Annotated in this window: 12 protein-coding genes; 8 read left to right on the forward strand and 4 right to left on the reverse strand. The window is 71.0% G+C overall.

Translation table 11 applies throughout. From position 1 onward, the window contains the following. Window positions 1-50: 50 nt before the first annotated feature. Entirely contained in the window at window positions 51-1478 is a 1428-nt protein-coding gene (locus DY245_RS37870; RefSeq protein WP_128511635.1) for a GntT/GntP/DsdX family permease, read from the forward strand. Between the two features lie 114 nt (window positions 1479-1592). Here DY245_RS37870 and DY245_RS37875 read toward each other — a convergent pair whose 3' ends face one another. After that, on the reverse strand, window positions 1593-3191 hold the full coding sequence (locus DY245_RS37875; protein ID WP_128511636.1) for an FAD-dependent monooxygenase: 1599 nt from the start codon (window positions 3189-3191) through the stop codon (window positions 1593-1595). A 38-nt stretch (window positions 3192-3229) separates the two neighbouring features. On the opposite strand from DY245_RS37875, the gene DY245_RS37880 reads away from it, so the two are divergent. Further along, complete coding sequence (locus tag DY245_RS37880) at window positions 3230-3907, forward strand: TetR/AcrR family transcriptional regulator C-terminal domain-containing protein (RefSeq protein WP_128511637.1); 678 nt, start codon at window positions 3230-3232, stop codon at window positions 3905-3907. Here the strand turns inward: DY245_RS37880 and DY245_RS37885 are convergent, their stop codons facing one another. The 3 genes from DY245_RS37885 to DY245_RS37895 are packed head-to-tail and all read right to left on the reverse strand — an operon-like array spanning window position 3908 to window position 7391. After that, window positions 3908-5062 carry an acyltransferase family protein gene (locus DY245_RS37885; RefSeq protein ID WP_128511638.1) on the reverse strand — a complete coding sequence of 385 codons (1155 nt, stop codon included), beginning with the start codon at window positions 5060-5062 and terminating at the stop codon, window positions 3908-3910. It lies immediately after the preceding gene. After that, window positions 5059-6414 (reverse strand): alpha-2,8-polysialyltransferase family protein, encoded by a 1356-nt coding sequence (locus tag DY245_RS37890; RefSeq protein ID WP_128511639.1) that lies wholly within the window; start codon window positions 6412-6414, stop codon window positions 5059-5061. The genes DY245_RS37885 and DY245_RS37890 overlap by 4 nt, the downstream gene beginning before the upstream one ends. Next, window positions 6414-7391, reverse strand: a complete 978-nt coding sequence (locus DY245_RS37895; protein ID WP_128511640.1) for a glycosyltransferase family 2 protein — start codon at window positions 7389-7391, stop codon at window positions 6414-6416. The genes DY245_RS37890 and DY245_RS37895 overlap by 1 nt, the downstream gene beginning before the upstream one ends. Window positions 7392-7614: 223 nt before the next feature. Here DY245_RS37895 and DY245_RS37900 point away from each other — a divergent pair, with 223 nt between their 5' ends. The 6 genes from DY245_RS37900 (at window position 7615) to DY245_RS37925 (ending at window position 15113) form a co-directional block, all read left to right on the forward strand. Beyond that, entirely contained in the window at window positions 7615-8943 is a 1329-nt protein-coding gene (locus DY245_RS37900) for a DUF6716 putative glycosyltransferase (RefSeq protein ID WP_181924045.1), read from the forward strand. Window positions 8944-8999: 56 nt separating this feature from the next. Next, window positions 9000-10316 carry an acylneuraminate cytidylyltransferase gene (locus DY245_RS37905; RefSeq protein WP_128511642.1) on the forward strand — a complete coding sequence of 439 codons (1317 nt, stop codon included), beginning with the start codon at window positions 9000-9002 and terminating at the stop codon, window positions 10314-10316. A gap of 56 nt (window positions 10317-10372) precedes the next feature. Next, window positions 10373-11320 carry an N-acetylneuraminate synthase family protein gene (locus tag DY245_RS37910; protein ID WP_128511643.1) on the forward strand — a complete coding sequence of 316 codons (948 nt, stop codon included), beginning with the start codon at window positions 10373-10375 and terminating at the stop codon, window positions 11318-11320. Between the two features lie 29 nt (window positions 11321-11349). Beyond that, the gene (locus DY245_RS37915; protein WP_128511644.1) at window positions 11350-12561 is read left to right on the forward strand and encodes a hypothetical protein; all 1212 of its coding nucleotides are present in this window, start codon (window positions 11350-11352) and stop codon (window positions 12559-12561) included. 153 nt (window positions 12562-12714) lie between these two features. Beyond that, window positions 12715-13944, forward strand: coding sequence for an amidohydrolase (locus tag DY245_RS37920; RefSeq protein ID WP_128511646.1), 1230 nt, complete (start codon window positions 12715-12717; stop codon window positions 13942-13944). Between the two features lie 131 nt (window positions 13945-14075). After that, complete coding sequence (locus DY245_RS37925) at window positions 14076-15113, forward strand: BMP family lipoprotein (protein ID WP_128511645.1); 1038 nt, start codon at window positions 14076-14078, stop codon at window positions 15111-15113. Window positions 15114-15186: the final 73 nt, after the last annotated feature.

Consider the following 15186-nt stretch of genomic DNA (forward strand, 5'->3'; position numbering starts at 1 on the left):
CCTGTACGCGGTACCCCCTCCCCCTCCCCCCTCCAACCAAGGGAATCGCCGTGACACATCTCAGCGTCGAGATGCTCGCAGCGGATGCGGCCGAGCCCATCACCTCGGCCGGTCACGCACAGCTGGGCATCGCCGTCCTGGCCGGCATAGCCGTCATCGTCCTGCTCATCACCAAGTTCAAGCTGCATGCCTTTCTGTCGCTGATCATCGGCTCGCTGGTGCTCGGCGCGGTGGCCGGTGCGCCGCTCGACAAGGCCATCACCAGCTTCTCGACCGGGCTGGGCACGACGGTCGCGGGCACGGGTGTGCTGATCGCGCTCGGCGCCGTCCTCGGCAAGCTGCTCGCCGACTCCGGCGGCGCGGACCGGATCGTCGACACGATCCTGGCGAAGTCGGGCCGGCGGGCGATGCCCTGGGCGATGGTGCTGATCGCCGGGATCGTCGGGCTGCCGATCTTCTTCGAGGTCGGCATCGTGCTGCTGATACCGGTGGTGCTGCTGGTCGCCAAGCGCGGCAACTTCTCGCTGATGCGGATCGGTATCCCGGCGCTGGCCGGACTCTCCGTCATGCACGGTCTGATCCCGCCGCACCCCGGCCCGCTCGTCGCCATCGACGCGGTGGGCGCCAACCTCGGCATCACCCTCGCGCTCGGCGTGGTCGTCGCCATCCCGACCGCGATCATCGCCGGTCCGCTCTTCTCCCGTTACGCGGCCCGCTGGGTGGACATCCGCCCGCCCGAGAAGATGCTGCACGCTTCCGGGGAGACCTCCGACCCGCAGGCCGAGCGCGCCTCGGACGAGCTGGCGAAGCGCCCCGGCTTCGGGATCACCGTCGCCACCGTCCTCCTCCCCGTCGTGATGATGCTGGCCAAGGCGCTGGTGGACATCGTCGTCGACAATCCGGAGCACATGGTCCAGAGGGTTTTCGACGTCGTCGGCTCTCCGCTGATCGCGCTGCTGACCGCCGTCATCGTCGCGATGTTCACGCTGGGCCGGGCGGCCGGCTTCACCCGCGGCCGGATCGCCTCCACCGTCGAGAAGTCGCTCGCCCCGATCGCCGGAGTGCTGCTGATCGTCGGCGCGGGCGGCGGCTTCAAGCAGACGCTGGTGGACGCCGGTGTCGGCCAGATGATCCTGGACGTCTCCAAGGGCTGGCACCTCTCCACCCTGCTGCTGGCCTGGCTGATCGCGGTCGCCATCCGGCTCGCGACCGGCTCCGCGACGGTGGCCACCATCTCCGCCGCCGGGCTGGTCGCCCCGCTCGCCGCGGAGATGAGCACCACCCATGGCGCGCTGCTGGTGCTGGCCATCGGCTCCGGATCGCTGTTCTTCAGCCATGTCAACGACGCCGGGTTCTGGCTGGTCAAGGAGTACTTCGGGATGGACGTCGGCCAGACGCTGAAGACCTGGTCGGTGATGGAGACGCTGATCTCGGTCGTCGGGATCGTGTGCGTCCTGCTGCTTTCCCTGGTCCTCTAGGGCCCTGGACCTTCTGGGCGGAGCACCGCCCCGGGCGCCCCACCCCCCTCAGGCGCCCGTCCCCGGCGCGAGGCCGTACCAGCGGACATCCGCTGGTGCGGCCTCGCGCGCTTGTCACCGCGCTGCCGGTGTCGCGCCCGCGCTCGTGCTCCCACCGAAGTACGGGGCCAGGCCGGCGAGCGCCTGCGCCGTGGCGTTCTCGGCGGGTGCGGCCAGGGCGAGGTAGCCGTCGGGGCGGATGAGGAAGAGAGCCGGGTCGCTGCCGTAGGCGTCACGGATATGGCCGTCGGTGTCGACCAGGTCGGGAGCCGGGCCGCCGACGCGGACGATGCGCAGCAGGTCGGGATCGGAGGGCAGCGCGGTCGGGTCGAGATCGGTGTCGAGATCGGTGCCGTTGAGGGCGAGCAGGGTGAAGTGCGGGCCCCGGTAGGCGTCGAAGAGCCGGGTGGGCTTGCCGTCGGCGGTGTGGCAGGGGGCGTCCGGGGCCCGGCCGCCGGCCATGAGCGCGCCCTCGGGGACGTCCGTACGCAGTTCCTTCGTCAGCGGGCTGTCGGGGTAGCCGATGTCGAGCTGATGCAGATCCCGGCCGCGGCGCAGTGAGCCGGAGCGGTGCAGCCGGGTGCTGGTCTCCAGGATGCGCTCGGCTATCGGGCGGCGCTCGGTGTGGTAGGTGTCGAGGAGGCTGTCCGGGGCGCCGTGCCGCAGCACCTGACCGAGCTTCCAGCCGAGGTTGTAGGCGTCCTGGACGCTGGTGTTGAGGCCCTGGCCGCCCGCCGGCGAGTGGATGTGCGCGGCATCGCCGGCCAGGAAGACCCGGCCGATGCGGAAGGTGTCGGCCATACCCGCCTTGGGGCGGAAGACGGAGGCCCACACGACCTCGCGGACCTGCTCCGCGGTGAGGTGGGTGTACTTCGCGATCAGGGCGCGGACCGCCTCCGGCGAGGTGTCCGGCTCGTCGGTGGGCGCCGCGACCAAGGCCTGGAAGAGGTCGGTGCCGGCGAGCGGGAGCAGGGCGACGAACCCGCCGTTCGGCAGGACCCAGCGGTGCCAGTGGTGGCGGTCGAGCCCGTCCACCCGGACGTCCGCGAGCACCGCGGCGCCCGGCTCCAGCGACGGACCGCTCATCCCGACGCCGAGGGCCCGGCGTACGGTGCTGCGCCCGCCGTCCGCGGCGACCATCAGGGCGGCGCGTACGGTCCGCCGGCCGGCGCCGTCCACCAGTCGGACGCTCGCCGTCACACCCTCCAAGTCCTGGTCGAATTCGACGAGTTCGGTGCCGAAGAGCACACTGCCGCCGAGCTCCAGCAGCCGCGCGTACAGCAGCTCCACATTGCGGAACTGCGGCACCATCAGGGCGTTCGAGTAGGGCGCGGCGGGCGTCGGATCGACCCGCTCGATCATCTCGCGGGTCTCGACGATCCGGCCGTCCTCCCAGCGGGCCATCTCCGGGTAGAGGCCGCCGGCCGCCCGTACGGCGTCCAGTACCCCGAGGTCGTCGTAGACCTCCTGGGTGCGCGGCTGCAGTCCGGTGCCGCGGGCGCCGGGCGAGAGGCGGTCCTGCCGCTCGACGATCAGGGCGCGCACGCCGCGCCGGGCGAGGTCGATGCCGAGGGCGATGCCGGTCGGGCCCGCGCCGGCGATCAGTACGTCGACGGTCGCACCGGCTTTTGGCACGGCGGCGTCGAAGACGCCCTTAACGTTGTTAAGTTCCATGGTTCCGAGCATGGCTTTAACGGTGTTAAGTTGTCAACATGGCATCGCGCATCGACCGAAAACTGGTGGTGGAAACCGCCCTGCGGCTACTGAACGAGGTCGGTCTCGACGGCCTCACCCTGCGCCGTATCGCAAAGGAGCTGAACGTCCAGGCGCCCGCGCTGTACTGGCACTTCAAGAACAAACAGGAACTGCTCGACGAGATGGCCACCGAGATGTTCCGCCGGATGACCGGACAGCTGGTGGGGGAGGGCCCCGAGGGGACGGTTCTCGGCCGCACCTGGCAGGAAACCCTCGTCACCGCCTGCCGGGGGCTCCGCCATGAGCTGCTCGGTTACCGCGACGGCGGCAAGGTCTTCAGCGGCACACGGATGACCGACGAGAGCTACGCCCTGCCGCTCGAACGCTTCATGAGCCGCTTCACCGAAGCGGGCTTCACGCTGGACGACGCGGCGCAGGCCTGGTGGACCGGGTACAACTTCACCATCGGCCTGGTGATCGAGGAGCAGTCGGTGCATCCGGAGCCGGGCGCGCCGGCGACCCGCGATCCGGCCTACGACCTGGTCGACCGCGAGCAGAAGCTCGGTGAGAGCTATCCGCTCGCGGCGTCGGCGGGGCGTGTGATGTTCGGCGACGTCGAGCGGTCCTTCGAGGCCGGGCTGCGCATCATCGTCGCCGGGATCGAGGCCACCGCGGGCCGGGTCGCGGGGAGCTGATCAGCGACGGGGGTCGATCGACCGTTTCAGTGCGGGCGTGAGCGGGCGCTCGATCCAGCGGTGCAGCACCCACGCCAGCAGCAGCATCAGGCCGACGGTCAGTATCAGCGTCGCGTACGACGGCAGGCCGGCCCCGCGGTGAAGCGCACGCACCACGACCCACCCCAGGTGCTCGTGCACCAGATAGAACGGGTAGGTCAGCGCGCCCGCGATGGTCAGCCAGCGCCAGTTCGCCCAGCGGAGTTTGCCCAGCGCGACCGCCGCGACCAGTGCGAAGCCGATCGTGACGACGGCGATGATGCCGGCCGTCGAGCGGTAGGAGAAGGCGGTCGCCGAGGGCGCGTGCCAGAGCCCGGCGACCGCGTAGTGCTGGCCGACCAGCCAGCTGACCAGCACTATCGCCCAGGCGATCGGATCGCGGGCGCCGTAGCGGTGCAGCAGGTACAGGCCGATGCCGCCGATGAAGAACGGCGCGTACTCGGGCATCAGGACGGTGTCGAGGAAGGGCTGGTGCGCTGCCTGCGCCAGCGCCGCGGCCAGCGTCCAGCCCGCGCAGAAGAGCACGACCCGGCCACGGGTGGCGCCGGGCAGGACGACACAGAGCGCGAAGAGCGCATAGAACCGCATCTCGGCCCAGAGGGTCCAGCACACGCCGAGTACCCGGTGGACGCCGAGCGGCTGCTGAAGCATCGTCAGATTGGTCAGCACCTCGCTGGGCGGCAGCGCCTTGTAGGCGACCCAGGGCAGTGCGAAGACCGCGGTGATCAGGAGGATCGCCGCCCAGTACGCCGGGTAGAGGCGGGAGATCCGGGAGGCGATGAAGGCGCGCAGCGTCCGGCCCCAGCCGCTGAGGCAGATCACAAAGCCGCTGATCACGAAGAAGATCTGGACGCCCAGACAGCCGTAGGCGAACAGCGGGGCGGCGGTGGGGAATTGGTGGGCGGGCGAACCGCCCCAGGCCTGCGCTATCTCGCCGCCGCGCCCTCCGTAGTGGTACGCGGCGACCATCAGGGCGGCGAGCAGCCGCAGCCCGTCCAGGGCGCGCAGCCGCGACGAGCTGTCGCGGCTGCGCCCCCGTATTGCGGGCCTCGGGGCGGTGGTGACGACATCCGGCGCGACGGAGGGCGCGCCGGTCGTCAGCTGGGGCGTGGTCATCCGAATGCGGCCCGCTTCTTCAGCCGCCGCTGCACCGCCCGCGCACGGCGCGCGACCCTGCGGACGGTGGCGTTGCGCGGGATGAACGACAGCTGGGAGGGGATCGCGCCGGGCAGCGCCAGCGCGGTCAGCCGGCGGCGCTTGAAGTAGCGCCAGGTGTACGGGTCGAGGTGGGCCGCGAGATAGCGCTCGGCGGCCGGCCGTAGCTGCGGATAGATCTGGTGCTGCATCGCATAGCCGACGGCGGCGACCAGCCCCTGGATGCTCTCGGCGGTGGCCAGGGCGCGCGGGCGCTCGCTGCGGTCGCCGAGGTCGGGCACCAGAGCGTCCACGATCGTGACCGGGACCCGGTTGCTGTTCTGGTACGGCGTGAGCCGCTCCAGCAGCAGACCGGTGCCGGTGCGCGCGGTCGGCAGATCGTAGAACGTGGCCGCGGTCAGCAGCGCGGTGGAGAAGCAGCCGACGACCAGCGCGGGCCGCATCCGCTGGTAGAGCACCTCGGCCAGCACCGGGCTGTCCAGCACGGTCAGCTCGATGCCCAGCTTCTTTGCCTCCCGCTCCAGCAGCGTCGACCAGCGGGCCGGCGCGGACGGATGCGGCTTGAAGACGATCTCGCGGTGACCGCGCTCGACGGCGCCGCGCACCATCCGCACATGCAGGTCCTCCTCCTCCTCGGGAGTGAGGATGCCCAGTGCGGAGAGGTACTGGCCGAGCAGCAGCGCGGCGCCCTCGGGCACGTCCAACTCACCGCCGGTGTCGGAGAGTTCGCTGAGCACCTTGGTGAAGGCGTCGGTCGGTACGGTCTGCGCCTCGACCTCGAACTCGGTCAGCAGCAGGGGCGTCAGGCCCGGTACCAGATCCAGGTGCAGCAGCCGGTTGATACGGGTGCCGACCAGCGGGTCGAGCTTGTTGCGGGTGGGGCCGTAGCTCATCAGCCCGTCGGCGTAGACGTCGATCGGGGCGTCGGGGAACAGCTGGGCGATCGCCAGCGCCGGGTTGACCTGGATGGACTCCACGACCAGCTCGATGTGGTCGTCACCCAGGCCCCACAGCAGCCGCAGATGCCGCTCCCACAGCGGGACGTCGTCCGGGCGCGGCGACCAGCCGCCGGGGTGGAAGGGGCTGATCGTCTCGTTCCACGACAGCACCCGGTCGAAGCGGCCGCGCAGCCGCGCGAAGCCCGGCATGGTGTCCAGGGACGCGGTGGTCTCCGGGGTCGTGGCGTTGTTGCTGAGCAGCAGCAGCCGGCGGTCGGCCGGTGCGAAGCAGTCGGCGTCCAGCGCGGCGGCCAGCGTCGCCGCGCCGTAGAGCGTGGACGCCATGAAGATCTGGGTACGCGGTCGGGTGGGCATCAGGCGGCGACCTCCGCCGGGACGGGGCGACGGCGCAGCCGCCGCAGCCGGGACGCGCGCTGCACATCCATCGAATCCAGTGCTTCCTTCAGTACGTCCTGCGGCATGCGTTTCATGGCCGCGGCGCTCATCGAGCGCAATTTACGGGCGACCTGCGGTTCGAATCGTTCGATCGAACCGAGATGGTGGGAAATGATCGCGCAATAGGTGCGCACCGCCTTCGGGAGCAGCAGATCCGCATCGCGATCTTGTGCGGTTTCTTCGATCACCTGATCGAAGGCCCGAATGAAGTCCAATTGCCGGACGTCTCCGATCTGGGTGAGCGAGGACGCCACACCCCGCCGATAGAAAACGCCGAGCAGTCCGACCACCGCCATGGACTTCGCCTCGCGGTGCAGCCGCCAGATCCACGGGCGGTCCTCCGCGGTGCGCAGCCCGTCCTTGAAATGCAGCACCCCGTCGTCCAGCAGCCGGCGGTGGTACATCCCGGCCCAGGCGTAGGCGTAGTCGACGGAGGTGGAGCGGTCGGCGGGCAGGATGACGTCGCGCGGGTCCATCACCACACCGCGCCGGCCGTGCGGGACGCGGTGCACGGTGCGCGCCCGGGCGGTGCACTGGACATGGTCGGTGCGGACGAAGTCGCACCCCAACTCCTCGATGACGGAGAGGAGTTCGGGGAAGTAGCCGGGGGCCAGCCAGTCGTCGCCGTCCAGGAAGGTGACGTACTGGCCGCGGGCCTCGTCCAGGCCGGTGTTACGGGCGGTGGCCAGGCCGCCGTTTCGTTCGTGCCGCAGCAGTCTGGCGCCCGGCAGCTCGCGCTCGGCGCGCTGAAGAATCTGCGGGGTCTCGTCGCGCGAGCAGTCGTCGACGAGCAGGAATTCAAAGTCCTCGCGGGCGTTGGCCGCCAGGCTTTTCAGGGTGTCGGGCGCGTATGTCTGCACGTTGAAGAACGGCACGATGACGGAGAGCTTAACCACCTGGGTGACGTTAGGTGCGGAGTCGGCATTCGTCTTTACGGGGCGCGGGCCTCAAGGTGAACGAAGAATGGCGGGATGGTTAACCAGGCCGACAATCGGGCCGGTTCGCCATTCGTCGACCCGCTGTTAACCGTTTGTTGCGGCCCAGTTGGCCCGCCAAACGGAATGCCTTCCTAGCGTCTTCAACGTGCCATCACGTACCACTTCTTCGCCGCGAGTCGCCGTGCTCGCCGACTCGGATACCCGGTGGAAATGGGGCGCTTTGACAGCGTACCGAATCCAACCGGACATCCGGCTCGACGGCTATCTGCTCCGCGGCCGCGCCACTCCCACGGTCCGCCAGCTCGACGAGGTCGGCGCCCGTGCGGACTCGCTGCGCGAAATCAGGGGCGTCACCTTCTTGGAGCAGATGAAGGACAGCGTGCGGTCCCTCGACCGTACGCAGTACGACGTCGTCGTGCTGGCCTGTGTCGGCGGCGCGGTGCAGGCGATGCTGCACGGCCTCGCCCACGCCTGGCAGGGTGCCAAGAGCCGCCCTGTGGTCGTCACCGGCTATGTCGGTGTCGTCTACGAGAAGCTCGCCGACGGGCTGCTGCTGCGGCACGGCGCGGATGTGGTGCTCGCCAACTCCCGCCATGACGCGGACCGGTTCCGCGAGGTCTACCGCGGCGTCGGCGCCGACGACAGCAGCGTCGTCGAATGCGCCCTGCCCTTCCTCGGCGGCGACCGCTACACCGGCCACGCCGCCGACAGCGGCACCGGCGCGCATGACCCCTATACCGTGGTGTTCGCCGCCCAGCCCTCCGTCCCGGAGAGCCGCGCGGACCGGACGTACCTGCTGCGCAGGGCGGTTGAGCACGCCCGTAAGCACCCCGACCGCGAGGTGCTGATCAAGCTCCGCAGCAAGCCGGGCGAGCACACCACCCATATCGAGGAACTGCCCTACCAGAAGCTCGCCACCAAGGCGCCCGGCGGACTGCCCGCCAACTGCCGCCTGGTGTACGGCAACATGGGCGAGGTCCTGGACCGCACCGACCTGATGGTGACGGTCAGCTCGACGGCCGCGCTGGAATCGCTGCACCGCGGCATCCCCACCGCCGTCCTCACCGACCTCGGCATCCGCGAGATCCTCGGCAACCACCACTTCCTCGGCTCCGGCTGCCTCGCCTCCTGGGACGAGCTGGACGCCGGCCACCGCCCCGAGCCCGACCAGGAGTGGCTGGCCCGGCAGGGGGTCGCCGCGGACGGCACGTATGAGAAGGCCTTCGACGCGGCCCGCGCCAAGGTCACCGAGCTGCGCACCGCCGACGCCCTGCCGCCGATCACCCCGTACTACACACCCCGCACCGCCCCCGGCTACCTGCCCGGCATCCTCGCCCGGCACGGCCTGGACCCGCACGGCGAGCCGGTCGCCGGCTACGCGGACGCCCCCGAGGAGACCGGCGGACTGCGCCGGGTCGCCCGCGACACGGTCCGCGAGGCCGCCCGCGGCGCCTACCGCCACGGCGTCCAGCGCGTAGCCCCCGCCATCCGCCGCTGGGGGCAGCTGTGACCACCCCGCCGCCCGCCGGCCCCCGGAGCCCCGGCGGCCCCCGGAAGGAGCCCGATATGCCGCAGAGCCCGCAGAGCAGCCCGCCGACCGTGGTTGCCGTCATCCCCGCCCGCGGCGGATCCAAGGGCGTGCCCGCCAAGAACCTCGCCGCCGTCGGGGGAGTGCCCCTGGTGGCCCGCGCGGTCCGCGAATGCCGCGCCGCCCGCCTGGTCACCGATGTCGTGGTCTCCACCGACGACGCCGGGATCGCGGCCGCCGCGCGCGGCGCCGGAGCGGTCGTCGTACGGCGCCCCGGCGACATCGCGGGCGACACCGCCACCAGCGAGGCCGCCGTGCTGCACGCCATGGACGCCTACGAGGCCGAACAGGGCCGGCAGGTCGACGCGGTGCTGCTGGTCCAGTGCACCAGCCCGTTCATCGTCCGCGAGGACATCGACGGAGTGGCCGCCGCGGTCGTCGAGGGCGGCGCCGACAGCGCGCTGACCGTCGCACCGTTCCACGGCTTCGTCTGGCGGGACGCCGCGGACGACGCGGGGGTGGGCGCGGCGATCCCCGCCCAGTCCACCGCCGCGCAGTCCACCGACCGGGCCACCGTCACCACGGCCGGCACCACCACCGGCGGTTACGGCGTCAACCACGACAAGTCCTTCCGGCCGCGCCGCCAGGACCGCCCCCAGGACCTGCTGGAGACCGGCGCCGCCTACGCCATGGACGCGGCCGGCTTCCGCACCAGCGGCCACCGCTTCTTCGGCCGCACCGAGCTCGTCCGCACCGACCCCGCCCGGGTGCTGGAGATCGACGATCCGCACGATCTCGCCCGCGCCCGCGCGCTCGCGCCGCTGCTCGACTCTCCCCCAAGCACTTCGTGCAGGGGGTACCCCCACCCGCCCCGGGCCCTGCCCACCATGGACGACATCGACGCGGTGGTACTCGACTTCGACGGCACCCAGACCGACGACCGGGTGCTGATCGACTCCGACGGACGGGAGATCGTCGCGGTCCACCGCGGCGACGGCCTCGGCATCGCGGCCCTGCGCAAGGCGGAGCTGAAGCTGCTGATCCTGTCCACGGAGAAGAACCCGGTCGTCGCCGCACGGGCCCGCAAGCTGCAGGTGCCCGTCCTGCACGGCATCGACCGCAAGGACCTCGCCCTCAAGCAGTGGTGCGAGGAAGCGGGCATCGCGCCCGAGCGCGTGCTCTACGTCGGCAACGACGTCAACGACCTGCCGTGCTTCGACCTCGTCGGCTGGCCCGTGGCGGTCGCCGGGGCGCACGACGTGGTGCGCGGCGCGGCCCGCGCGGTCACCGCGACGCCCGGCGGCAGCGGCGCGATCCGAGAGATCGCCGCCTGGCTGCTGGGCCCGTCCCTGTAACTCACCCAGACCCCCACCCCGCACACCCCCCTTATCCACACGAAGGAATCCTCCCCATGAGCAGCAACTCCCGCCTCCGCACCCTCGGCGACCGCGTTGCCGGCCCCGGCCGCCCCGTCTACGTCACCGGCGAGATCGGCATCAACCACAACGGCGACCTGGAGAACGCGTTCGCGCTGATCGACGCCGCCGCCGACGCCGGCTGTGACGCGGTGAAGTTCCAGAAGCGGACCCCGGAGATCTGCACCCCGCGCGACCAGTGGGACATCGAGCGTGACACCCCCTGGGGCCGGATGACCTACATCGACTACCGCCACCGCGTGGAGTTCGACGAGGACGGCTACCGCGCCATCGACGAGTACTGCAAGAAGCGCGGCATCGCCTGGTTCGCCTCCCCCTGGGACGTCGAGTCCGTCGCCTTCCTGGAGAAGTTCGACGTGCCCTGCTACAAGGTCGCCTCCGCCTCGCTCACCGACGACGAGCTGCTGCGCGCCATGCGCGCCACCGGCCGCACCGTCATCCTCTCGACGGGCATGTCGACCCCGAAGCAGATCCGCCACGCGGTCGAGGTCCTGGGCAGCGACAACATCCTGCTCTGCCACGCCACCAGCACCTACCCGGCCAAGGCCGAGGAGCTCAACCTGCGCATGATCAACACCCTGCAGGAGGAGTACCCGAACGTCCCGATCGGCTACAGCGGCCACGAGACCGGTCTGCAGACCACCCTCGCCGCGGTCGCCCTCGGCGCCACCTTCATCGAGCGCCACATCACCCTCGACCGCGCCATGTGGGGCTCCGACCAGGCCGCCTCCGTCGAGCCCGGCGGCCTGTCCCGCCTGGTCCGCGACATCCGCACCATCGAGGAGTCCCTCGGTGACGGCGTCAAGAAGGTCTACGAGAGCGAGCTCGGCCCGATGAAGAAGCTGCGCCGCGTCACCGGCGTGGTCGCCGAGACGGAGGCTGCTGAGGCCGCCGGCGTCGACGTCGAGCCGGCGGCCGTCTGAGACCCGACCGAAAACCGACGGGAGCCAAGGTGAGCTCACCTGAAGGGACCAGCGCCGCGCCCGCCACGCCCGGCGCCGAGGTCCCGCCCCAGGAGACGACGGGTACTCCCGCCCGTCGTCTCCTGGGGGTGCCGCGGCAGCGCAACCGGACCGCACGCGCCGGTGAGCGCACCGGCGAGGCCGCCCCGGACACCGGCACCCTCGCCTTCGTCGAGTCCCCGGTGCAGCTGCTGAACGTCCTGGAATGGGCGTACACGGCCAAGGCCACCGCGCTCACCGTCGTCGTGCTCTCCCCGCACGACCCGATGACCCGCGGACAGCTGCGCCGGATGGCCGAACTCGCCCGCGAAGAAGGCCATACGGTGCGCTGGGAAGAGGCCCGCGGCGGCCCGACCGCGCCGCTGCGCACCATCGGCGGACTCACCCCGCTGCTGCGCCGCGCCCGCCGCGTCGTCATCGGCGACCCGTTCTCCCGCTACGTCCAGCTGCTGCTCACCCTCACCAGGGCGCGCGACCTGGTCGTGGTCGACGACGGCACCGCCACCATGGAGTTCATCTCCCAACTCGCCCGTGGCGAGCGGCTGGTGCGCTGGCACCGGCACGGCAGCGGGCGCGGCGCGCGGGACCTGGTCTTCGCACCGTTCTCGGCCACCGCGCGGCGCCGGCTCACCCCGGCACCCGAGGGCGGCCGGCGCACCGTCGGCCTGTTCAGTTCGATGCCCGTAGAGGTGCCGCCGGGCGTACGCGTCACCACCAACGAGTTCGCCTGGACCCGCGGCCGCTTCGGCCCGCCCCGGCTCACCCGCGCCGCCGACATCGTCGGCACCTCGCTGGTGGAGACCGGAGTGGTGGACGTCGACCGCTATCTGACGGCGGTCGGCACCCTGGCCCGTACGCACGGCGCCACCCGCTACTTCGCGCACCGCCGCGAGAGCACCGACAAGCTCCACCGGCTCGCGAACGAAACCGGTCTGGAGGTCGTACGCCCCGATCTGCCGCTCGAACTGATCGCCCGGCGCGGCCCCATCGGACGGCTGATCGTCAGCTTCCCCTCGACCGTCGTCCACACCCTGCCGCTGGCGCTGCTGGGCACGGAGGTGAAGGTGGCGGTCTGTGACATCGACCCGGAGTGGCTGACGGCACACGCCTCACCGCGCGCACAGGGCTTCCTCGACGGGGTCACCGGCACCGCCCGCGACGTGCAGCGACTGCCCTTCACCCAGCGGATGGCCGCCGGCTGAATCCCACTGCGCGAAGCCTTACTGCATACCCCTCTCGTCATCGGTCCATGCGCCGAGCGGATCAGATTTCCTTCCCCTAACAGGCTGAACTTTTGTTGATCGAGGGACAGTTGCCCCATCAGGGCCCGTAACCTTCAACAGGTGAACCAACTGATGTCCCGCGATACCGACGACGCTGACGCCGCTGCCGACACCGCCCCGCTCCCCGGCGCCCTCCCCGAGGCGCTGTGCGCCGAACTCAGCGCCTTCCGCCGCGACTTGCACCGGCACCCCGAGCTCGGCAACCAGGAGTTCCGGACCACCGCCGCGATCAAGGACCGCCTGGAGCGGGCCGGTCTGCGGCCCCGCGTCCTGGCCACCGGCACCGGTCTGATCTGCGACATCGGTACGGACACCGGCGCCACCGGCCCCCTGCTGGCCCTGCGTGCGGACATCGACGCGCTGCCCATCCCGGACACCAAGACCGTCGAGTACGCCTCCACGGTCCCCGGCCGTGCGCACGCCTGCGGCCACGACGTCCACACCACCGTCGTCCTCGGCGCCGGCCTGGTCCTGGCCGAGCTCGCCCGCGCCGGCGCGCTGCCCCGCCCGGTGCGGCTGATCTTCCAGCCCGCGGAAGAGGTGCTGCCGGGCGGCGCCCCCGACACGATCGAGTCCGGTGCGCTGGACGGCGTCGGCCGGATCCTCGCCGTGCACTGCGACCCGCGGGTCGACGCCGGCCGGATCGGGCTGCGTACGGGAGCGATCACCTCGGCCTGCGACCGGCTGGAGGTCGCGCTGGACGGGCCCGGCGGCCACACCGCCCGCCCGCATCTGACCACCGACATGGTCACCGCCGCCGCCCGGGTCGCCCTCGATGTGCCGGCGCTGCTCGCCCGCCGGATCGACGCCCGGGCGGGGCTCGCCGTCACCTGGGGCCGGGTGGAGTCCGGACACGCCTGCAATGTGATCCCGCAACACGCCGAGCTGTCCGGCACGGTCCGCTGCCTCGATCTCGACGCCTGGCGCAAGGCCCCGGACACGGTGCACGCCGCGATCGACGAGGTCGCCGCCCTGTACGGCGCGAAGTCGCAGATCACCTACGTCCGCGGAGTGCCGCCGGTGGTCAACGAGGCGTCCAGCGCCCAGCTGCTGCACGACGCCATGGCCGCCCGGCGCGGCGCCCACAGCGTCGAGGACACCGAGCAGTCCCTGGGCGGCGAGGACTTCTCCTGGTACCTGGAGCACGTCCCGGGCGCGATGGCCCGCCTGGGCGTGAGGGCGCCCGGCGAGCCGAGCCGGCACGATCTGCACCGCGGCGACTTCGATGTGGACGAGGCGGCGATCAAGGTCGGCGTGGAGCTCTTCACCGCTGCTGCGCTGCTCGACGGTAACCGTCCGTAACTCTCCCGGTCAGCTGCCGTTCGCGACGATCCGATAACGGCTGCCAAGCTCCCCTTTACCTGGCATCTACGCGCGTTACGATTCCGCGGAATCAGCGCCGACGGAGGCGCTACGAGTCGAAGGGGCCCACCGTGCACCGGGTATCCAAGATCGTTGCCGCGGGCATTGCCACCGCGGCCCTCACGCTCTCGCTGAGCGCCTGCGGCGAGTCGTCCACCGAGTCCGGTGGCAAGGACAAGGGCGTCGGCCTCGCCTTCGACGTCGGCGGCCGGGACGACCACTCGTTCAACGAGGCGGCGGCCCGTGGCGTGGACAAGGCCGAGAAGGACCTCGGCGTCAAGGCCAAGATGATGACCGCCAAGAACGGCGAGACCGAGGCGGACCGCGAGCAGCGGCTGTCCTCGCTGGCCGAGGCGGGCTACAACCCCGTCATCGGTGTCGGCTTCAACTACGGCAAGTCCGTCAACAAGGTCGCCAAGGACTACCCGAAGACCACCTTCGGTGTCGTCGACTCGCCCTCCGAGGCCAAGAACGTCTACGGCATGGTCTTCGCCGAGAACGAGGCCTCCTACCTCGCCGGTGTCGCCGCCGCGCTGAAGAGCAAGACCCACAAGGTCGGCTTCATCGGCGGTGTGAACAACGCGCTGATCCAGAAGTTCCAGGCCGGCTTCGAGCAGGGCGTCAAGGACACCGACCCCAAGGCGAAGGTCACCTCCGAGTACCTCTACGCCAACGACGACAAGGGCTTCAACGACCCGGCCGCCGCGAAGGGCAAGGCCAAGGGCATGCTCGACGCCGGTATCGACGTCATCTACACCGCGGCCGGCCAGTCCGGCAACGGCTCGATCGAGACGGTCGCCGGCAAGAAGGGCACCTGGGCGATCGGTGTCGACTCCGACCAGTACCAGCAGCCGGGTCTGGCCCAGTACAAGAACTCGATCCTCACCTCGGTGATGAAGAACGTCGACGTGGCGGTCTTTGACCTGGTCAAGAGCGTCAAGGACAAGAAGCCGCTGACCGGCAACAAGAGCTACACGCTCAAGGACAACGGTGTGCGGCTGTCCACCTCGGGCGGCTTCATCGACGACATCCAGGGCAAGATCGACGCGGCGAAGAAGAAGATCGCGTCGGGCCAGGTGAAGGTCAGCGACACCCCCGCCAAGCAGTAGGGCTTTCGCGGGTCCGGTGCGGCGGCCGTCACGCCGCCGCACCGGACCCGTTCGCCGGAGCGATCCGGCAGCC

Origin of the sequence: Streptomyces inhibens (genome assembly GCF_003389455.1) — a bacterium.
GTDB lineage: Bacteria > Actinomycetota > Actinomycetes > Streptomycetales > Streptomycetaceae > Streptomyces > Streptomyces inhibens.